The organism is Paraburkholderia rhizosphaerae, from assembly GCF_004366595.1.
Taxonomy (GTDB): Bacteria; Pseudomonadota; Gammaproteobacteria; order Burkholderiales; family Burkholderiaceae; genus Paraburkholderia; species Paraburkholderia rhizosphaerae.
In genome coordinates this window covers 84,198-105,823 of sequence record NZ_SORE01000007.1, presented here as the reverse complement: position 1 = coordinate 105,823, position 21,626 = coordinate 84,198, and the positions used below count along the sequence as shown (strand labels likewise).

The 21,626-nt window shown below is 62.0% G+C and carries 17 protein-coding genes; 14 read left to right on the top strand and 3 right to left on the bottom strand.

Annotation, left to right across the window (positions count from 1 at the left end; all coding sequences use genetic code 11):
• The first annotated feature begins 14 nt into the window (after nt 1-14).
• From BX592_RS35015 to BX592_RS11240, 11 genes are all read left to right on the top strand, one after another.
• Nucleotides 15-1,295, top strand: coding sequence for a phospholipase D-like domain-containing protein (locus BX592_RS35015; protein WP_341803977.1), 1,281 nt, complete (start codon nt 15-17; stop codon nt 1,293-1,295).
• Between the two features lie 37 nt (nt 1,296-1,332).
• Nucleotides 1,333-2,037, top strand: coding sequence for a phospholipase D-like domain-containing protein (locus BX592_RS35010; RefSeq protein ID WP_341803975.1), 705 nt, complete (start codon nt 1,333-1,335; stop codon nt 2,035-2,037).
• 2 nt (nt 2,038-2,039) lie between these two features.
• Nucleotides 2,040-3,335, top strand: a complete 1,296-nt coding sequence (locus tag BX592_RS11280; protein ID WP_134191858.1) for an SEL1-like repeat protein — start codon at nt 2,040-2,042, stop codon at nt 3,333-3,335.
• Between the two features lie 14 nt (nt 3,336-3,349).
• Nucleotides 3,350-4,621 carry an SEL1-like repeat protein gene (locus BX592_RS11275; RefSeq protein ID WP_134191857.1) on the top strand — a complete coding sequence of 424 codons (1,272 nt, stop codon included), beginning with the start codon at nt 3,350-3,352 and terminating at the stop codon, nt 4,619-4,621.
• Nucleotides 4,612-5,853 carry a hypothetical protein gene (locus BX592_RS11270; protein ID WP_134191856.1) on the top strand — a complete coding sequence of 414 codons (1,242 nt, stop codon included), beginning with the start codon at nt 4,612-4,614 and terminating at the stop codon, nt 5,851-5,853. The genes BX592_RS11275 and BX592_RS11270 overlap by 10 nt, the downstream gene beginning before the upstream one ends.
• On the top strand, nt 5,850-9,407 hold the full coding sequence (locus tag BX592_RS11265) for an ImcF-related family protein (protein WP_134191855.1): 3,558 nt from the start codon (nt 5,850-5,852) through the stop codon (nt 9,405-9,407). The genes BX592_RS11270 and BX592_RS11265 overlap by 4 nt, the downstream gene beginning before the upstream one ends.
• Nucleotides 9,407-11,005 (top strand): type VI secretion system protein TssA, encoded by a 1,599-nt coding sequence (tssA, locus tag BX592_RS11260; RefSeq protein ID WP_134191854.1) that lies wholly within the window; start codon nt 9,407-9,409, stop codon nt 11,003-11,005. The genes BX592_RS11265 and tssA overlap by 1 nt, the downstream gene beginning before the upstream one ends.
• 13 nt (nt 11,006-11,018) lie before the next feature.
• Nucleotides 11,019-12,833: a type VI secretion system baseplate subunit TssF gene (tssF, locus tag BX592_RS11255; RefSeq protein ID WP_134191853.1), complete on the top strand. Its 1,815-nt coding sequence runs from the start codon at nt 11,019-11,021 to the stop codon at nt 12,831-12,833.
• 47 nt (nt 12,834-12,880) lie between these two features.
• Nucleotides 12,881-13,972, top strand: a complete 1,092-nt coding sequence (gene tssG / locus BX592_RS11250) for a type VI secretion system baseplate subunit TssG (RefSeq protein ID WP_243849470.1) — start codon at nt 12,881-12,883, stop codon at nt 13,970-13,972.
• Nucleotides 13,973-13,981: 9 nt separating this feature from the next.
• Entirely contained in the window at nt 13,982-14,539 is a 558-nt protein-coding gene (gene tssJ / locus BX592_RS11245) for a type VI secretion system lipoprotein TssJ (protein ID WP_134191852.1), read from the top strand.
• Between the two features lie 236 nt (nt 14,540-14,775).
• Nucleotides 14,776-15,249, top strand: a complete 474-nt coding sequence (locus BX592_RS11240; protein ID WP_134191851.1) for an isochorismatase family protein — start codon at nt 14,776-14,778, stop codon at nt 15,247-15,249.
• Nucleotides 15,250-15,389: 140 nt separating this feature from the next.
• On the opposite strand, the gene BX592_RS11235 is transcribed toward BX592_RS11240, so the two are convergent.
• Entirely contained in the window at nt 15,390-15,659 is a 270-nt protein-coding gene (locus tag BX592_RS11235) for a hypothetical protein (protein WP_134191850.1), read from the bottom strand.
• 55 nt (nt 15,660-15,714) lie between these two features.
• On the bottom strand, nt 15,715-16,128 hold the full coding sequence (locus BX592_RS11230) for an organic hydroperoxide resistance protein (protein WP_134191849.1): 414 nt from the start codon (nt 16,126-16,128) through the stop codon (nt 15,715-15,717).
• 418 nt (nt 16,129-16,546) lie between these two features.
• Here BX592_RS11230 and BX592_RS11225 point away from each other — a divergent pair, with 418 nt between their 5' ends.
• A complete protein-coding gene (locus tag BX592_RS11225; RefSeq protein ID WP_243849492.1) occupies nt 16,547-16,954 on the top strand; it encodes a MarR family winged helix-turn-helix transcriptional regulator in 408 nt (135 codons plus the stop codon).
• 81 nt (nt 16,955-17,035) lie between these two features.
• Here the strand turns inward: BX592_RS11225 and chrA are convergent, their stop codons facing one another.
• Complete coding sequence (gene chrA / locus BX592_RS11220; protein WP_134191847.1) at nt 17,036-18,268, bottom strand: chromate efflux transporter; 1,233 nt, start codon at nt 18,266-18,268, stop codon at nt 17,036-17,038.
• Nucleotides 18,269-19,020: 752 nt separating this feature from the next.
• Here chrA and BX592_RS11215 point away from each other — a divergent pair.
• Complete coding sequence (locus tag BX592_RS11215) at nt 19,021-21,126, top strand: phosphocholine-specific phospholipase C (protein WP_134191846.1); 2,106 nt, start codon at nt 19,021-19,023, stop codon at nt 21,124-21,126.
• Between the two features lie 110 nt (nt 21,127-21,236).
• Entirely contained in the window at nt 21,237-21,542 is a 306-nt protein-coding gene (locus BX592_RS11210) for a hypothetical protein (protein WP_134191845.1), read from the top strand.
• Nucleotides 21,543-21,626 lie beyond the last annotated feature (84 nt).

The following is a 21,626-nucleotide window of genomic DNA, read 5'->3' as shown; positions in this document are numbered from 1 at the left end:
CCGCCGCGATTAACGTGCCGATCGCGCGCTCGCGCGGCAACACGGCGACGCTGACCTTGCCGTATTGCGTGCAGCGAGCGGAGTACGCGCCGAAGGAGGCCACGCACCGCCCGTTGGTGAACGGGGAGGAGGCGTTTGGGACCCTGTATGACGCGATTGCCGCAGCGAAACACAGTATCGACATCGTGTGCTGGGGCTTCCAGCCATCGATGTATTTCAAACGTGGCGCGTCGGGGCACGGCACGCTGCCAATCGGGCAACTGTTACTGGAGAGAGCACGGCAGAACGTCAAAGTGCGCTTGCTGGTGTGGGGCGACAAGGCACACGCGGCGCAGTTCCTGGAAAAAATGATGCCGGGCGGGCGATTCTCGACCAAGCCGGATAACCGGAACTCGACGCAACGGGAGTTCGATACGTGGTGGTATGGGCAGGTCAAGCTGGACGGGAAGAACCAGCGGGGGACGAACCTGACCGCCTCCGACCTTCTGCCTTTTCCGGCGAACCTGATGGAGAAAGTGGGCGAGCAGGCGGTCAGGCATGCGCAGTTACCATCTCGCGATCCGGCGTTCAACAACATCGAATTCGCGACACGCGATTTCGACATGGCTGAACGCGCCGAGATTGCGTGGCGGACGGCGCACGACAGTGCGTATGCCGATCGGAGTACGAGTGCGAAGGTGATGAATAGCGCCGCGATGGGTGCAGCGCCGTCGCACCATCAAAAGACGGTGCTGATCGACTATGAGCATCCCGAACTGGCGACCGGTTTTGTGATGGGGCACAACACGCTGGACGAGTATTGGGACAGCAATAGCCATGGCTACCAGCGGATGCATCCGCAAATGGGTCGTAACGGGTTTCTGCCGCGACAGGATATTTCCGCGAGGGTGACGGGGCCGATCGTGATCGATCTGAACCAGAACTTCTGCGAAGCGTGGGACGCAGCGACGGGGCAGCAACTTGCCAGGCACCGGGAGGCCTCGAAGAAAGAGGCGCAACGACTGCCGCGTACCGAGGATGGGGACGTCGCGGTCATGGCGCAGATTCTGCGCACGCAGTCGCAGCAGGGCAAAGACGTCCGGTTGGGCGGCGTGGTGCCTGCCAAAGACGGCGTTCGCGATATCGAGAAGCTGTACCTGCAGGCAATCAACAACACGACCAACTTCGTGTACATCGAGAATCAGTATTTCCGTTTTCCACCACTGGCGGAGAAGCTGGTGGCGTTGGTCAAGGCTTACCAGGCAGGGGGGGCGCAAGACTCCGCTTTACCTCTTTGTGGTGACGAATTCCAGTGACGATGGCATGGGTGCGGGCACTGTGAGTACGTATCACATGCTCAATGCGCTGGGACGTGCGGATGTGCTGCCGGGAGTAGCGAAACTTGAACGCGCAGACGACTTGAAGACGGAATACGCACAGGCGCTTGAGGCAAAGAAAAGAGCTGACCAGGCGCTCGACAGTGCAATGCATGCGGCGGTCGATCCATTCTCAAGCTCGGCACAGTATGCGGTAAACAACCTCGCCGCGAGTCAGCAGGATGCCGCTGAGGCCGCGCGACGCGTCAACGAGCTGAAGACTCAACTTGAGAAGGCCAGAACCGAGGATCCGCAGAAATTGAGTATTCCCGGCCTCAACGTGCACATCTGCACGCTTGTGCCGCCGGACACGCCGAAGGGCATGCCGTGGGAGGAGGTTTATATCCACTCCAAGCTGATGATTATTGACGACGTGTTTGTCACACATGGCTCGGCGAACGTCAATCTTCGCAGTATGGAGGTGGATAGTGAATTGAATATTTTCCATGAGTCGATGCGGGTGACGCAGCCGTTGAGGGAGAAGTTGTGGGGGATTCATACGAATGGAAAGGGGATTGGGAAAATAGGCGAAAATGGAAGGCTGGATGCTTATAATGCTTTTATAAAATGGAGGAATATTGTCATGATAAATGATGAAATAAAATCAAGTGGAATAGAAAAACCGCACGCGTCCTTGGTTGGATTTTATAGAGCTGATCCGCGTCGAACGTATTTGGATTGATAATGAGGATCCTTGTTTTAGCTTTGACTGTAATTGCCAGTTTTAGTGCTTGTTCGAAGGAGAGTGACTTGCCCGGTTCGCATGACATCGCTGGAGTACATGCCAACGTGGCGTTCACCTGTGCGCACGAAGCGGACCGACTGCCTATGGTTAATCCGGAGGCTGATGCACTGTTCCGATACGGCCGTTACCTGCAGACGCGCGATGGCCCGAAAAATTTTGACGAGGTCGCGCGTTACTACCGCATCGCCGCAGCACATGGACACTACAAGGCAAACCATAACGTGCAGCAACTGGTGTCGCAAGGCATGGCGAATTCACCAGACGCTCCGCATGAGGCGGTTGATTTGGCAAGCCAACTGGTCAGTCGGGGGATTCCGATGGGTTACTACGATATCGGCTATTACCTGAATTCTGGCTATGGCCTGAAACAGAACAGGGAATTGGCATTGAAGTACATGCGCAAGGCCGCCGACCTGGGAAATGCTGAAGCTCAGTACTACATTGCCAGCCTATTATCCCCCCGTGATAAGGCGCCGGATATTGCGAGGAAAATGCGTCAGTGTGCTGCAGACCAGGGACACGGACTCGCAGCTGTTGCATTGGGCATACATCTCAAACAGAGTGGGAAATATCACGATGCTGTCGTTTCATTTCAGAAAGGAGTGGCGGCTGGTGACGGTGGGGCAGCATTATTTCTTCAGGATGCTTTTCTATCCCCGTCTGCGGCTGACGTGGGGGGTTTTCTTGATCTGCCAGGGGATCAGGAGCGCTCCAAACGATATGGGTTGATTCAAAAATTTATTGGTCAAAATGAACTAAACAACCCTAAAGTTCCCGATATCGACAAGATTGTCCCATTGCCTCCGGCACAACTGCCGCCATGGGACGGCACATTTGAATGGGAAAGGGAGCGGGCAAACATCCCCGCAAAGCCATCCGATGACCTGGTCAACCGGCTAGCCCAGGAGAAGAACCTGGATCCGGCAACGGGTCTGCCGCTGTCGGGCTCTTCAAGCAAAACGTCCAAGGTTGACGAACTCCCGAAGCCAGTTCGCGTAGCAATCGGTACGACCGTACGTGCCGGGGCGAAATGTCCTGAAAGCGGGATCTGGTGCACGCAGATCCGCGCAGGCCTGCGCGGTGAGACGACGCAGCGTTTCCGCAGGGGCGAGGCGATGCCGATGCTGGACGTCTACGAGCCACGCATATTCGCGTGGCTGGACAGCATGCTTGGAAAGCGTCGCTACACCACGGACGTGATCTGGACGCTGACAGCCTACGAGGGCCGTGCGTAATGCTGGCTACGTCGATGAAACGTTTCGCAACGGCGATGGGGGTTGCACTACTGGCAAGCGGCTGCTCCAGGAGTGATGCGCTGCCTGGAGCCGCGGACGTAGGTAACGTACGCGCCAATCTGGCATTCACCTGCACGCACGAAGCAGTCCGCTTGCCCGTGCTCAACCAGGATGCGGATGCGCTGTTCCGATACGGCCGTTACCTGCAGACGCGCGATGGCCCGAAAGATTTTGACGAGGTGGCGCGCTACTACCGCATCGCCGCAGCTCACGGACACTACAAGGCAAACCATAACGTGCAGCAATTGGTGTCGCAGGGCATGGCGAGTTCGCCAGATGCTCCGCATGAGGCAGTCGAGTGGGCAAGCCAATTGGTTAGCGAGAGTATTCCGATGGGTTACTACGACATCGGTTATTACCTGGAGTCAGGCTATGGGCTTAAGCAGAACCAGGAACTCGCGCTGAAATACATCAGGAAAGCGGCCGATCTCGGCAACGCCGATTCTCAATACTACATTGCTCAACTTCTGGCCCCGCACGACCGGGCTCCTGACATTGCGAGACAGATGCTGAAGTGTGCAGCCGATCAAGGGCATGGGCGCGCAGCTTATGAACTAGGAGTCGATTTTCAGTTTAACGGGAAGGTTAATGACGCGGCCATGGCATATCAGCGGGGTGTGGCAGAAGGAAACAGCTTGGCTGCTTTGAATCTCGAAAATGCATATCTGATGCCACCTGAGGCGACCGAAAAGTTCTTTCTGGATCTATCCAAAGATGCGGAACGTTCCCGACGATATCATTTGATAAGAAACTTTCTGGATCGCAACCAACTGAGCAATCCAAAGGTTCCGGATGTTGACAAGATCGTTCCATTGCCTCCAGCACAACTTCCGCCATGGGACGGCACATTTGAATGGGAAAGAGAACGGGCAAACATCCCCGCAAAGCCATCCGATGAACTGATCAACCAGCTAGCCCAGGAGAAGAACCTGGATCCGGCAACGGGCCTGCCGCTGTCGGGCTCTTCAAGCAAAACGTCCAAGGTTGACGAACTCCCGAAGCCAGCTCGCGTCGCACTCGGTACGACGATACGTGCAGGGGCGAAATGTCCTGAAAGCGGGATATGGTGCACGCAGATCCGCGCAGGACTACGCGGAGAGACAACGCAGCGTTTCCGCAAGGGCGATGCTCGACGATGGCGTCCCGATTGCACTCCACGGCCATCGAGCGATGTGCGGTTGCCACCTGATTTCAAGCCTGATCTGAAACACCTGTCATGCCGGTAGACCTTCCCGCACTCGACCTCCAGAAGCCAGAGCCCAAACCACCGCGAGCAATCGTCTGGTTTGTCCTGTTCGTGCTGGTGATGTCAGCAGGCGCATTGATAGCCGTGCTCACCTGGCCAAAAGGCGAGCCCACCCAGACCGCATGGTTCTGGATAAGCGTGCTCGCATTACCTGCTCTTGCATGGAGCCTCGCGTTTGGTCTGCGCCTTCACTACTACGACGAGCAGACCCAGCGTCTCGCGGCCGAGCGTGCAGTCCGCTCCGAAGACCGTCAAGCGGCATTGCTTTTCGCGAGCGAGCCGCTGGCCGTTCTCGGCTACGCCTATCTGACCCAACGAGGCACCGCGTCCATTGCCGGCAAGATGGCCAAAGGCGAATACACGTTGAGTGCGAAGACATCGCACGCCGGCACCGAAGCAATACGCCACACCGCATTGGATCTGAAGGAAGACGATCAAGACCCCGGTCGCCATCGCGCCTGCTTCAAAGCGTTGATCAAGCAGATCGAAGGCGCCGTGTCCGCAATACCAAACCGGATTCCCTTCAGCGTACGCCTTCACCTGCCTGGCGATTCGACTCAACAACAGCTGCTCGACACATGGCAATCCTGCTGGGCTGCACAGAAACTTCGGCCCGTGCAGGCGCAGCTACTGTCCTCGAACAAAGGAATGATGGCGCTGGACGAATGGCTCGATATTCGTGGCGGCCCATCGCTTGAGCGAGCGACGTTGTTTGTTTCGGTACAGCTTCACGACAACCCGCCGCAATCGAGCGCGGAGGCGGCGGTCGCCGTACTGCTTGCGTGGGCGCCGCTTGCCGAACGATATGCGTTGCCCATCTTGGCCTTGTCGCACCGCCCCGTCGAAGTGCAAGAACCTTCCGCCCTTGATGCCGCCGTGTCCAAGGTATTGCAATGGGGCGAATCGACGCCCGCCGATATCAGCGATCTCTGGCAGGCCGGCCTTTCGTCAATGGAAAAAGGCGCACTGGCTCAGGCCGCGTCGAATCTGAAACTACGCGTTTCCGAAACAACCGGGCTCACCGGCGTACACGATGTCGATCATGCGATCGGCAATCCCGGTGTCTGCGCAGGCTGGCTTGCCGTCGCGCTCGCCATCGAACACGCGGTGCAAACCGGCGCTCCTCAACTCATCGCCTCGCACGAAGAACACCTGCGGCTTGCCGTTTGTCGTCCTTCCCGCGCACAAACACAATCGGCATCGCACGCATGAGCATTATCAAGATTTCAGGGTACTGGGTCCTTGTGTCGGCGATAACAGTCGCCGCGGCCGTCTTCGTTTATTTGCACGGCGCGGGTCTTGATCCGTCGCCGATCCGTCGCGTCGGCGCCGTGATCACCATTGGCGTGCTGCTCCTCGCCTTTCATGCGGGGTTGGCCTTCGCCTGGAGCGTCGTCGCGCGGCATGCGCCCGGTGGCCGGGCGAACCCGTACGCTCGCGATCCGGCGGCCCGCATTGGCGCGCCACAAACCGCGAAAAAGGTCGACCTCAATTCGCTGCGCGCGCAGGGTCTTCAAGACTCGCTGCGCGACCGGCACGGCTGGCGCTGGCGTTATCGCGATCGCTGGGTACTCATCGCCGGCGACGAACCGTTTGTCAACCGCTTGGCCCCGGGCCTCGCCGAAGCAGGCTTCGCGATCATCGGCAGCACGGTGCTGCTGTACGCGAAACAATCCGGCACCGCGCTCGACACCGGTTGGCTAGAGCAGATTCGTCGCCTGCGTCGCCGTCGCCCGGTCGACGCGATCATCGCGGTCGAGCGAGACCGCAGCGCGCCGAACGCGAGGTTCGATACCGAAGCACTCGTGCATCGGCTCGCCCGTCACGCGCGCACATTGCGCTGGGCCGCCCCCGCCTATCTGCTCAATGTGACGGAATTCAACGACGAATCGTCGCGTTCCGACGAAGCGATCGGCTTCACCTGGACAACCCCACGCGTGCGGGCCGCTGAAATCGACGAATCGCTGCGGCACCTCGAGTGCAATCTCGCGGAAGCCGGCGTCGTGCGTCTCGGGAACAATCCCCGCGATCGCTACGCCGCGACACTATCGCAGCATATTTCGAATCTGCGCGATGCCTTGTCGGGTCTTGTGATGCAAACCGCGAAGTCCGGCATTGGGCGGAACGCGGTCCACGGTCTGCTGTTCGCGCCGCTATTCAACGTGCGCGAACTCGCACTCGCAATGTCGACCGGTGAGCGTAGCGACGAGCCACAGGATGCACGTCAACACCGTACGATCTGGCAAACGGTCGCCGAGCACAGCCGAGGCACACATGGACGCCGCATCGGCTTCTCATGGTCGACTACTTCCGCATGGGTCACGATCGCGCTAACCGGTTGCTGGGCGGCCGGCACCATGGTGTCCGGGCTGACCAACCGCGCGACGATCGAGATTGCGTCGCAACGGGTCGCGCAACTCTCCATCGTGCAGGACCGCACACAGGCGATGCAGGCACTCGATAGCCTCGACCAGCAAATCGATACGCTGGAAGCCCATCAGCGCACTGGCGCGCCATGGACAACGCGCTTCGGCCTGAATCGCGACAGCGCGCTACTCATTGCGTTGTGGCCCGGCTATGCAAATGCCGCGAGTCGTATTCTCGTCGCACCGATCCGTAACAAGCTCGAAGCCCGCCTGCGGCAGCTCGCATCATTGTCGGACGCTGAAATCGCGAGCGGCGGCGCGACGCAGACACAAGCGGCTTACGACACGCTCAAAACATATCTGATGCTCGCGAAGCCCGAGCATGCGGTGGCAGCATTCCTGACGCCGCAACTCGCCGCCACGGCCGCACCAGCACGCCCGGCCAACTCGCCGCTGTCGGCGGGCACGTGGGAAGACATGCGCGAGCATGCAATCGCATTCTTCGCGAACCACCTCGGCAGCGGCAAGCTGCCGGCCATTACGCCGGACGCCGGCCTCATTGCGTCGACGCGCCAGACGGTCATTGGGGTGCGCGGCATCCAGAATTCGACCGATGCGATTTATCAGCAGATCCTCGACGACGCGGCACCGAAATATCCAGCGGTTTCGCTTGCGACGCTGCTCGGAGACGCCGCACAGCAACGCGCGTCAGGAGGCGCAACGAGCCGTGGCCTGTTCAGCACGGCCGCGACTGTGCCAGGCGTATACACGCGCGCGGCATGGGATGAGCGGATCTCGAAAGCAGTCGACGACGCAAGCGAACAACGCAACATCGCGAACGACTGGGTGTTGTCGGATCTCAAGGCGGCCAGCCATCCATCGTCGACGCTCAAAGCCGAATTGCGTCAACGCTACTTCAACGATTACGCGCGGGCGTGGGCATTGTTTCTGAACAGTCTGCGCTGGCAGCCTGCGCAGACGCTGTCCGCGACCGCCGACCAGTTGTCGCTTCTCGGCGACCCGCAACGTTCGCCGCTCGTCACGCTGATGAACGCGGTGGTCTATCAGGCAGGCGCCGGGGCGAGTGCACATTCGCTGTCCGATACGCTAGTCAGCAAGGCACAGCAATTCGTGACGACCCGCGACAACGATCCGTCGAAACAGGTGCAATCGCCGCCAGCTCCGTTGGCGGTCGCATTCGGGCCCATTCTGCGCGTCGCGGGTAGCGATCTCGTATTAGCCGCACCGGCGAGCGGCAAGGATGCGGCTCAACTCACCACCACCAGCGACCTATCCCTCGCCCGCTACCTCGAGCGCGTCACCGCAATGCGCCTGAAAGTCCAGCAGATGATCGCGAGCCCCGACCCCGACGCGATGTCGCGCCTCGCCGCACAAGCCGTGCTGCAAGGCAAAACCTCCGACATCGCCGACAGCCGCGACTACTCGAGCCGGCTCGCCGCGAGCCTCGGCGAACAATGGGCGGGCTTCGGCAATCTCTTCGCCGCACCGATGGACCAAACGTGGCAGGTCGTCGTGCAACCGGCAGCATCGAGCCTCAACGAAATCTGGCGCAGCGCGATCCTGTCCGACTGGAACCGCACCTTCGGTGGCCGCTACCCATTCGCCGACTCCGACAATGACGCATCCATACCCGAAATGGCCCGCTTCATGCGCGTCGATAACGGCGTGATCGCGCAGTTCGTCATGACGCAGCTAGCCGGCGTCGTCGAACGCCAGGGCGACCGGTGGGTCGCGACGCAAGGCGCAAACCACGGCACGCTGACCCTCGACCCCGACTTCCTCGTGGCGCTGAACAAGCTGACACGCGTGTCAACCGTGCTGTTCCCATCCGGCGACGCACACGTGCGTTACGAACTGCGCGCGGTACCCACGCCCGGTATCACCGATGTGAAATTCGTGTTATCCGGCCGCGAGTTGCACTACTTCAATCAGCAGGAAGAATGGATGCCGTTCGAATGGCCGGGCCAGTCGCTCGAAAACCTGTCGCATATCGAATGGCAGACCGAGCAGGGCGGTTTGCGCTCGGCGCTCGATACGCAAGGCCGGTTCGGACTGGTCCGCCTGCTCGAGCGCGCGAGCGTGTCGCAACAGGACAACGCCCGCTACCTGCTGTCATGGACGCCCGACCAAAGCCAGAGTGTCGCGCTGCGCATCCAGTTGCGCAGTGAGGCAGGCGCAGGTCCGCTCGACGTGCTTGCACTGCGTCACTTCACGCTGCCGGCACGCATCTTCGTGACGAAAGTCGTGACGAAAGCAGCAAGGACCAGCGCCGCGAAACTCACCTCGATCAATCCGCCGCCTTTGCCGCCTGAAGCGATCGTTGCGGCAAAACGGGCCGCGACACCGCTGCCTGGTGGCTTTACGCTGGAGTCTCAATAATGCTCTCCAGTCTGCTGAAAAGCCTGTTCCCCGCGCGCGACGCCGCACAGTTGTCGCGTGATCGTCTCCACGCATGGGACGCATGGCTGCAACCGCTGGCTAGCGATAGCGACACGCCCGTCGGCCGCGACCCCGGCTACGAGGACGCATTCTTCGAACTCAAGGACGAAGCGAACAAGCTGTCCGGCATCGACGACGCGTCGATCATCCGTTCATGTGAGCAGCTGACGAAGGAAACAGGCAAGGACCTGCGCGTCGCAGGCTACTACACGTTCGCGCGGCTGCGCCAGGAGGGTCCTGCCGGGTTCGCGGACGGACTCGAACTGGTCGCCGCACTCGTCGACCGCTTTGGCGAAGCGATCCTGCCGGCGCGCCCGGAAGCGAAGAAGGCCGCGCTCGATATGCTCGCGACGACGCGCATGCTCGACCTGCTCGCGAGCCGCGGCGACTTCGCCCCCGCGGATCTCGAACGCGCGATCGCCGCACTCGATGGTCTCGTCGCATGCACGAATGCATGGACCGACGCTGCCCGCCCGAACTTGCAGCCGCTTATCGTACGCTTCGAGCGTAACGAACAACCCACGCACAGTGCCGCAACGGCGCAAGCGCGCACCACCGCCGCGCAGCGTCACTCAACGGAAACATCATCAGCACCCGCCGCGATCAAGTCGACGCGCGACCTGCTTGACCAGATACGCGTGATGGCCAACTGGCTGCGCGACGAAGAAAATGGCTATTTGCCGTCCGTGCGCCTCGTGCGCAGCGTCCGCTGGGACACACTGCACGAAGTCCCGCCGTCGGATGCAAGCTTGCGTACGCGTCTCGTGCCGCCGCGCGGCGAACAGCGTCAGCAACTCAAACGCCTGGTGCTGCAAAAGCAATGGCATGAGTTGCTCGAGCGTATCGAAGGCGCGTTCATGGAAGGCACGAATCACCTGTGGTTCGACCTGCAGTACTTCCAGCATGTCGCGCTCGACCACGTCGGCGCGCCGTACAGCACATGGCGCGAACTGCTGCGCACGGACTTCGCGCTATTCCTCGAACGTCTGCCTGGTATCGAACGCCTTGCATTCGACGACGGTACGCCGTTCGCGGACGACACCACACTCGAATGGATCGCCCGGCACGCCGTGGTGCGCGATCTCGAAGCCGGCGACAGCGTCGCGCCGTTGCCGGTGTCGGTCGATAGCGATAGCGGTGCGGCCGGCGACTGGCCCGAAATCGAAGCTCAAGCGCGCGATCTGGCCGCACGCGAAGGCATCGAGGCCGCATTCAGCTGGCTCGACGCGCTGCCTGGATTGAAGACCGATCGTCATCGCTATCTGCAACGGCTGGTAATGGCGCGCATCGCCGACTACGCGGGCCGTCCCGATACGGCGTTCGCGTTGCTCGCCGAACTCGACGCATCTTCGCGGTCGCTGCCGCTGACGCGCTGGGAGCCCGCACTGACCTTCGAGGTCAAGCAACAACTGGCTCGAGCGTTGAAGGCAATGAGCAATCGCAAGGACGCTGACAAACCGGCGCTCGTTCGCCGGATCGGCGAACTGCAAGCCGAACTGACCGTGCTCGACCCCGCACGCGCACTGACCTTGTCATAGCGACTCACATCACATGGAAAACGACGATCCGATCCTGCGCTACTACGAAGCGCAAATGCGCTACCTGCGCGAGTCCGGCAAGGAATTCGCGCAGGCGCATCCCGACCGTGCGCGCATGCTGAACCTTGATCGCGTCGGCGAGCGCGACCCGTACGTCGAGCGCCTGCACGAGGGCTTTGCGTTTCTGACCGGTCGCTTGCAGCAAAAGCTCGACGACGAATTGCCGGAGCTTACCGAAGGTCTCGTGAGCCTGCTATGGCCGCATTACTTGCGGATGATCCCATCGCTGTCGGTGGTCGAACTCGCGCCGCCGATCGAAAAGCTGCAAAAGAGCACGGCGGTGCCCGCTGGCGTCCCCGTGCGCTCGGCACCCGTCTCCATTGCGCCGCCTGCCGGCGCGGAAAGCACATCGCCGAAAGCGATCCATTGCCTGTATCGCACCACCCAGCCGGTGATGCTGCAGCCGCTCGTGCTCACGCACGCGCTGCCGGCGGTGCGTCACGATGGACGTTCGGTGATCCGTCTCGGGTTCGCGCTTCATGCTTCGGCGCGCCGCGCCGAGACCGATCTGTCGCGGCTTCGGCTGCATCTGAATGCGGATCTGCCGACCGCGTTTGCCATGCATCTCGCGTTCACGCGCCAGCTCGACACGGTAATGTGGCGCATCCCTGAAGTGCGCGACGGCGAACCGCAGCCGCTCGCCGGTGTGACGTGCGAGCCCGCCGGCTTTTCGACCGAAGAGCGCTTGTGGCCGAAGGCCGAAGCAGCGTTTTCCGGGTATCAGCTGCTGCTCGAATACTTCACGTTCCGCGAGAAGTTTCTGTTTGTCGACCTGCTCGGACTCGATATCGCGAGGCTGCCGGCGAACTCAACCCGTTTCGAGCTGGAGCTCGTTCTCAAGCACGCGTTCCCGTCGGACCAGCGTTTCAGCGCCGAGAACGTGCGGCTTTTCTGCACGCCGGTGATCAACCTGTTCGAGCTCGATGCGAAGCCGATTGAAATCGACCATCACGAAACGGAATACCGCGTCGTGCCGGCGGCCCATCACGGCGAGCATATCGAAACGTACTCAGTGGATGCGATCGAGTCATTCGATCACGATACCGCCGAACGCTACGAATACGTGCCGTTCGCGACCTTCCGTCATCGCGGCGGCATGCTGCGGCACGAGTCACCGGAACGCTATTTCCATACGCGAGTGCGTCCCGGTGTCAGTGGCTTGCACGAGACCTGGGTCATCGTTGGCGGCCATGCATGGGAGACGATCGAATCGTTGCCCGAGGAAAGCCTGTCGCTGCGCGTGACCGGCACGAACGGCCTGTTGCCGCGCAAGGGCTTGCGTGAGGCGAGCATCAGCGAGCTGGCGGCGAGCACACCGAATGTGTCCGGTGTGCGCAATCTGGTCGCACCGACGCTGCCTCTTTATCCGCCGACCGGAGATCGCTTCCAGTGGAGGGTGCTGTCGCATCTGGCGCCGAACTTTCTGTCGATGATGGATGCCGAGGTGCTGCGTGGCGCGCTCGCGCTCTACGACTGGACCGACGATGAACTGAACCGCCGGCGTCTGGCCGGCATTCTGTGGGTGTCGCAAAGCTTGCTCGAAGAAGTGTCGGGCGGTGCGGTCGAGCGCGGCGTGCATATCGAAGTTACGCTCGACTCCCACGCATTCGCGGGCGACGGCGACGTGATGCTGTTCGGCGAACTGTTGCATCGCTTTTTCGCGCTGTACGCGGAAATCAATCTGTTCACGAAACTGTCGATCGTGAGCTTGCCTTCGAAGGTCCGCACTGAGTGGCCACGCAGCAAGACGCAGCGAGGTGCGCTGTGAATCGGGCTATGAATCAGCCTATAAATCGGGCCATGGAGCCGGCCGGCATGCCGATGCTGGAACCGCTTGTCATGTCGCTGCTCGCGCGGGCGCCGCGCATGAGTTTTATGCAGCTGTGCCGGCTGTTCGAAGCATGCGCTCCGTCCCGCCCCGGACTCGGTACACGCGACACACTCGAAGACGAGCCGGTCCGATTCAGGCCGCGACCACGGCTCGGCTTCCCGGCAGGCGAAATCGCCGCGGTCGAGTTCGACGACGAAGACGGACGCGCGCCACCGACTGTTCGCACGACCTTCATGGGCTTGTACGGCGTCGATGCCGCCGTGCCGTCGCATATGGTCGACGAGATCGCGTTGCGCGAGGAGGGGCATGACGCGGTCGAGGCATTTCTTGACCAGTTCAATCACCGGTTCGTGACTTTGCTGTTTCGCGCGTGGAAGAAATATCGCTATCCGGAAAGTTTTCGCGCAGGCGGTGTCGACGCGCATTCGCTGAACCTGTTATGTCTCGCCGGCTTCGGATGGGGCGACAAGCCGTCGCGTGCCGGCTTGCCCGCGTCCCGGATGCTCGCGTTGCTCGGTCTGCTGGTTCAGCGCACGCGGACGCCCGAAGGGCTCGCCGGCGTCATCGCGCTTGCGGCGCCGGGCGCCTCGGTGCGGGTCGACGAGTTCTGGCCGGTCGCCGCGCGAACGGGGACGCCGTGCCCGTTGACGTCAACGGTGATGCAAGACGATGCACCGGTAGCCGGCGCGAGCGCGCAAGCGCGCAGTCGTCGCGGACTCGGCAGCGGTTACGTGCTCGGCAAGCGAATCATTTACCGCAGCCGCGCGGTATGCGCGACGCTCAGTCCCGCCGACGCGCGGCAAGCTCACGAGCTACTGCCCGGCGCGTGGCTTCACCGGGAACTGATCGCGTATGTGCGGCTTTATGCGGGTGTAAAGGCCGATGTGCATTTGCGGATGACGATCCCATCCGGGCTGGCGCCGCCGCCGCTGCTCGGCGCGCCAGCAGTCGCCGCCGGCCCCGCGCCGCGGCTTGGCTGGACAACCGTGCTGCCGTCCGCGGACGAGCATACCCTCAATATCGCGCTCGGCGTTTGCGAAGCGTTGCCGGCGTCGACGCCGAACCCCTATTTGTGAGCACACATCATGCATGATCGACGAAGCACCTGGTCTGGTTGTCTGGCGTGGACGGCCGGTGTCTGCACGTCGTTGCTGCTGTCCGGTTGCGGCGCGTGGCAGGCAGTGTCGGACACGTCGTCTGGCGCATATCGCGCGGTGTTCTTCAAGCAGGTGAAGACCCTCAACGTCGACCTGACCGCGCGGGCTGCGCTGAACCCTGACGACGCGGGCCGGCCGAATTCTGTCGCGGTGCGCATCTATCAACTGAAAGACCGTCAGCAATTCGACGGCGCGTCCTACACCGATCTGCTAAAGACCGACCGTACCGTACTTGCGCAGGACTTGCAGGCGGCGAGCGTGTCGACGGTGCTGAATCCGGGAGCATCCGCGAGTCTTACGCAGCCGCTGCAGTCCGATACAAAATTCATTGCCATCGTCGCGTTTTACCGGGAGCCCGGCAGAGACGGTGCATGGAAGCGTGTGATCGAAAGGAAGCAACTCGATGCCGATAAGCCGTTGAAGCTCGAACTGGTTGATCAAAGCCTGCTTGCCGCAGGCAATGCGTCGCCCGGTAGCGCGAACTGATCGACGGGCGTTGTGGTCGCGTCGCGGGCGGGTAGTGGCGAGCGGTCGGTAGCGACGGCAGCACGGTAGGCGCACGGTAGGCCGGCGGTACCCGACCAATGGACGAGCAATGGACGAGTGATAGGCGGAACATGTGATACATGGACCGCATCACGCGATGTAGCCCGTACCGGCGAGCGCACCGCTGGTTAGCTGCGCGCAACGCATGACCGGCCGTAAAGAGAGGAGCGAAATCGATGCGCGAAATTCTACTTGTCGTCGACGTGCAAGCCTCATTTTCTCCCCCGCACTGGCTCGTTACCGGTATTCGTGCAGTCGCAAACCGGATGCCGTCAGTTGCGACCGTGGAACGGCATGACGAAAGCCGTACGCCATTCGAACGGCAGCTTGGCCGGCATCCGGCGGCCGACGACGCCAGCCTCGTCGATGTCGACCGGGTGTTTATCAAGTACGGCTATTTGCCACCGCGTGAGATGCTCGACCATCTCGTCGCGATGAAACCTGAGCGCGTGCTGGTTTGCGGCATGCAAACGGAAACCTGCGTGCTTGCCGCAGGCTTCATGCTGTTCGATGCGGGGCTCACGCCAACGCTCGTCAAAGACCTGACGGTGGGCTCGTCCATTGACCGCAGCGGCGAACTCGGCACATCGCTGTGGCGCCATCATTTCAGGCAACTGATCACAGTCGCGGAACTGGATGCGCAGGCGTAACGCCAGATACGAACGACGCAGTCCAAAATGAACAGCGAGGTGTGACGGTTGCTCCGTCAACCTCGCTGTCTTTCTATCGTGCGCTTTCGCCACGGCACGCGAGTTCACGCCGAACAAACCAGCCGCACGACTCGCAACGATCAATGATGCGCGAACAGGCCTTGCTGCCATGTCGGCATATGCCGGCCGGCAGACGATTGCGAGTTGCTGTCGTTCATGCCGCCGTACGCCTGCTGTGCGTCGCCGGCGTCATTGGACGCGCTGGTCGCAGCTTGCGGGACAGGACGCGCGTCGCTGACGGATGGCCGGTAAAAGGGCGCCGGCCCGTAGTTGCTCGCGAAAGCGGGAGACGCGAGCGAAGCCAGCGATGCGGTGGCAGCGAATAGAACAGCGAAAAACGTGGTCTTCATGATCAAACTCCAGATATTCGACACAGGCCAAAAGGAATCGGGAACGGGGCAACGCTCAGATGACGTTCAGTGTCACGTCGATGTTGCCGCGGGTCGCTTTCGAGTAAGGGCACAGCTGATGCGCGCCGTCGACGACTGCCTGTGCGACGTCCGACGCGAGGCCCGGCAGGCTCACATTCAGCCGTGCTTGCAGGAAATAGTCGTCGCCGGCCATGCCGAGGTCCACTTCGGCATCCACCGTCACGTCCTGCGGCAGCACCACTTTCCGCGCGGCGGCAGCGCGCCGCATCGCGCCAATGAAGCAGGCGGACCAGCCGGCGGCGAACAGTTGCTCCGGGTTCGTGCCGGCGCCCGTTCCGGGCGGGGAAAGTTGGATGTCGAGGTTGCCATCCGAGCTGCGCGATGAACCGTTGCGGCCACCGGTCGTGTGCGTTTTGCCGGTGTACAGCACTTTCTCGATGCGGGACATGACAAGTTTCCTTATGGAATAAGAGGTTAGCTGCCGATCGTCGCTTTTAAATCGCATGCGATTGAATCGGATGCGTGAATGATTGTCGATGCGCGGAGCAAAGTCAAGCACTTTCGATTAAATCGCATCCGATGTATTATTGGAGCACGACGCGGCGCATCCGATGAATGCCGCAATGGCAACGCAGCAGAGGGACCCGATGAAAACTTCACGTACCAGCGACACCAGCGGCGTGGCGGACAAGCTGCGCCCGGCTGCGTCCGGCAAGCCTGCCCGGCGCACCGCAAACCGCCCGGCCAACAGGAGCGACGACAGGCTGGCTGACCGGCCCACGCAGAAATCGGCGCGGCCATCGGCCGATCCGGCCAGCGTCGCGACCGATTCGTCCGACCCGGCCACGCAGCGGCTCGCGGACTTCCTGTGTTTTGCGGTCTATTCGGCGAATCTCGCGTTCGGCCGCGCATACCGGCCGATCCTCGACGAACTCGGTCTGACGTACACGCAATACATCACGATCATCGTGCTGTGGGAGATGGGCAGCGTGACCGTCAGTGCGCTCGGTGAAAGACTGTTTCTTGAATCGAACACGCTGACCCCGATCCTGAAGAAGCTCGAGGCGATGGGCTATCTGCAACGGCGGCGCGATGCATCGGACGAACGCCAGGTGCTGGTGAGTCTGACCGACGCGGGCCGCGCACTGCGCGAGAATGCGTTCGGGCGGAGTCTGGTCGACGCGACCGGACTGAACGCGGAAGAGTTCGCGAAGCTGCAGAAAGCGGTGATCAAGTTGCGGGACAACCTGATCAAATCCGCGCGCCCGGAGTGACGGGCAACGGCGTGCACTGCTGGGAGTGGGGCGTTGCGGCTTCCATCGCCGCCACCACCGCTCCCAGCGTCGCCGATTAACTTAAAACCCGGCGCTTGCCACACCCGCGAGCACACAGAGTGCGACGATCGCGAGCGGTGGCGTGTTCCACCGTACCAGCAGCACAAAACCGAGCGCGGCGATAGCGAAATCGACTGGCGTGTGAACGGCGCTCGTCCACACCGGCGAGTACAGCGCGGTCGCGAGCAGGCCGACCACCGCCGCATTCACGCCGGCAAGCAACGCGGCGACCGTGGGCCGCGCGCGCAGCGACTGCCACCATGGCAGGGCAGCGATCACCAGCAGCATGCCCGGCAAAAAGATTGCGACGAGAGCGATCAGCGCGCCGGCCCAGTGATTCGGCGGCGACGACATCATCCAGCCGAGATACGCGGCAAATGTGAAGAGCGGACCGGGCACCGCCTGGGCCGCGCCATAGCCCGCAAGAAAATCGTTCGGCGCGATCCAGCCGGTCGCGACAGTTTGCTGTTGCAGCAGCGGCAGCACGACGTGACCCCCGCCGAACACCAGCGCGCCGGATCGATAGAACGCGTCGAATACCTTCAATGCCTGCATGCCATGCGATTGCACAAACACCGGAAGCAGGAGCAGCAGCGCGCCAAAGAGCAATAGCGCGAGCACGCCGCCCGCGCGCGATATGCGCAGTCCCGAGCCGCCCGTCGGGACCACCGCATCCGTCGATGGCGGCGTGCGGCACAGCGCGAGGCCGAGCAGCGCGCCCAACACGATCGCGATCAACTGCGCGTAGACGGTACTCAGCAAGCCGAGCGCGGCGACGGCGCACAACGCGATCGCCGCGCGCTGGCGATCCGGACATAAGCGCCGCGCCATGTCCCATACCGCCTGCGCAACTACTGCAACCGCGACGAGCTTCAGCCCATGCACGAGACCATCACCAAGACGGCCCGCGAGATGCGGTGCAAGCACCGCAAAGGCCAGCAGCAACAACACAGAGGGCAAGGTGAAGCCGCACCACGCCGCGAGCGCGCCAGGCCACCCCGCGCGCAGCAGTCCAATCGAAAAGCCGACCTGACTGCTGGTCGGGCCGGGCAGAAACTGACATACGCCGACGAGGTCCGAATAACGTTGATCGTCGAGCCAGTTCCGCTTCGCGACAAACTCGCGACGAAAGTAGCCCAGATGCGCGATTGGCCCGCCAAAGCTGGTGAGTCCGAGCTTGAGAAAGACCGCAAGCACTTCGAGCGCCGCGTGTAAGGAACCGCGTTGCGCGGGAGAGGGCGGGGAGGCGTTCATACGTCGGTAACGGGGAGCGAGAGTCGTGGTCGATGTCGCGCGGTGAATCGCGCGGCACGCCATGATGCCCGAAAGGCACGCTGCCTGTCAGGTGACCGGCACAGGATATCTCGAGCACGAGCCCACACACGCGGGCGCGCGACCGGCCCATGCGATGGATTCATCATGCGCCCGCGCCGGGTCGGCAAGCACAAGCCGGCACACGTACGATTGGCATGCTTGTCGGCTGTGTCAGGAATCAATGGGAACAGTATCGCTTGCGGTTATGAAAGCCAGATGTCACATGCGCAGCCCGCGGTGTATGCATCACACGTTGCTCGCTTCGCGGTACCTCACAAAAAAACAAACGCGCGCGCGTAACAGCATTCGTCTGGCACGGGCACCAGGGAAAGCACTTCAGACAAATTGTCCCGCGGCCAAGCCGCCGCCTGCTTCCTTCGTCGATGCGATCTGCTTGTTCAACGAACCGATTGTCGGACAGAAAACCGAATCGGCACAAGCACTTGCAATTTGACCGTCGAACCGTGGTTATCCAGCAATGCCAGGCATATGCCGCCAGTACACCTATCTCTCGCGCAAACGTTTGCCATCAGCGAGTCATTTTTCTCGACCAAGCTTGCGGGCGGCTTTCGCTGCATTACGTTCGCAGTCCGTCCTGGCATGTGCGAGCGCCGATACATAGGCGTCCGGTCTAGCGCAAGTGGATCGCGCTCGCGGCCATCCCTACCTCTCGAGATGAGTGACAAACGAATATGACTTCAAATAGCCGTCGCGATTTTCTGCGCGCGGCTGCGCAAGCCGCCGGCGCAGCCACCGCACTCGGAGCCTTTCCTGCTGGTATTCGCAACGCATTGGCCATCCCCGCGCACAACGCAACGGGCACGATCGAGGACGTTGAGCACATCGTCGTGCTGATGCAGGAGAACCGTTCATTCGACCACTACTTCGGCACGTTGCGCGGTGTGCGCGGCTTCGGCGACACACGGGCCATTCCGCTCACCACCGGCAAGTCGGTGTTCTACCAGCCGGCCCCGAACGCGGACGGTTACGTGTTGCCGTTCCGTCCGGATCTGCCGAATCTTGGCCAGCAGTTCGTCGAGGACCTCGATCACAGCTGGATCGGCACGCACGCGGCCTGGAACAACGGCCGCTACGATCAATGGGTGCCCGCGAAGAGCGCGACGACGATGTTCTACATGACACGCGAGGATATGCCGTTCCACTACAACCTCGCGGACGCGTTCACGATTTGCGACGGGTACTACTGCTCGTCGATGACGCCGACCGATCCGAACCGCTACTACATGTGGACCGGCTGGGTCGGCAACGACGGCACCGGCGGCGGTCCGGTGATCGATAACGCGGAAGCCGGCTATTCGTGGAGTACGTTCCCGGAGAAGCTGCAGGCAGCCGGCATTTCGTGGAAGGTCTATCAGGACGTCGGCACCGGCCTCGACGCCGCGGGCTCCTGGGGCTGGACCGACAATCCGTTTATCGGCAACTACGGCGACACGTCGCTGCTGTATTTCAACCAGTATCGGAATGCGCAGCCGGGCAGTCCGCTTTACGAAGCGACACGCACCGGCACCAATGTTCTGAAAAGCGGCAATTACTTCGACATCCTGCGGGATGATGTGAAGAACAACCGGCTGCCGCAAGTGTCGTATATCTCCGCGCCCGAAGCATTTTCCGAGCACGGCAACTGGCCGCCGAGCTACGGCGCGTGGTACGTCGACCAGGTACTCGAGGCGCTGACGTCGAATCCGGAAGTCTGGAGCAAGACGGTGCTGCTGATTACCTACGACGAAAACGATGGTCTGTTCGATCACGTGCCGCCGCCATTTGCATCGTCGACGCCGGACACCGGCCGCTCGACGGTATCGACTGCCAACGAGTTCTATCCGGGTTCCGGCCGCAATCAGGCGGCTCCGTACGGTCTCGGGCCGCGCGTGCCGATGCTGGTGGTGTCGCCGTGGTCGAAGGGCGGCTATGTGTGCTCGGAGGTGTTCGACCATACGTCGATCATCCGCTTTATCCAGAAGCGCTTCGACCGCGGCCATCGTCACAGCCTCGACGAGCCGAACATCACGCCGTGGCGCCGCACGGTGTGCGGCGATCTGACGTCCGCGTTCGACTTCCGCAACCCGAACCGCCACGTGCCGTCGATGCCCGCCACGTCGTTCCCGGCGGACAAGAACCGCCATCCGGATGTGGTGCCCGCGGTGCCCGGCACGCAGTCGCTGCCGAAACAGGAAGCGGGGGTACGGCCCGCACGCGCGCTGGGCTACGAGTTCTTCGTGCGCGGAGAGGTGAACGGCCAGGGCAATGCATTCCGTTTGCACATCACGAATACCGGCCGACTGGGCGCGAACTTCCTCGTCTACTCGGGCAATGCGCAAGATCTGCCGCGCAGCTATACCGTCGAAGCGGGCAAAGACCTCGCCGATCAACTGATGCTGGCTCCCGGCGGCCGCTACGACTTCTCGGTGTTCGGTCCGAATGGCTTTCTGCGCCACTTCGTCGGCAAGGCGGACACGCTCGAGCGGCATGAGCGCGGCAGCGTGCAGATCGCGGACGGCTACGACGTCGCTAACGGCAATTTGCAGCTGCGTCTGAAGAACGAAGGGCGCAAGCCGTGCACGTTCAGGATCTTGAGCGCCTATGCGTCGTCGCACGTCGAAGGGTCGCTGCGTGTGCACGGCAACGACGTGAACACGGTGACGGTCGATCTGCACAAGTCGCACGGCTGGTATGACCTGACAATCACCGTTGACGCCGATAGCGACACGCAGTGGCGGATTGCCGGGCACGTCGAGACCGGGCGCGACAGTACGTCCGACCCGGCTCTGGGCAGTTGAGCGCGGGTAAAGCCGCGGTAACCGCGGCAGGCCGACCGGTATGCGTCGTAACGACGCATACCGGCTATTGCGCCCGTGAGTAGCAAAAGCGTCGGCCGGTCGCGCGCCAGATGCAACGCGCGTCGCCGGCCGACCGCGACAACTTCGAGGAGATGCCGATGCCGCGCTCATTCACGAACGCGTACCCGCTTGCCGTATTAGCCACATGCGTGCTGCTGGCCGCATGCGGCGAAAGTCGCGACACGGTGGCGGGCAGGGCCACCGCATCCGGCGTGTTTGACGCCGCGTCCAAAGATAACGCACCGGCCAGCGACAACGGCACGCTGACCGGTTTGCCGCCGCCGCCGTGGGCGATGTCCGCGCCGCAAACGGCATCGGACGGGCTGCGTCCGCCCGTGATCCACACGGTCGATTAGCCGCATCCGCAAAACGATTCGATACTTCGCCCGGCACGTTCGCTGCCGCGCACATCTGTCTACCAGTCAGCACGCATCGCTGTC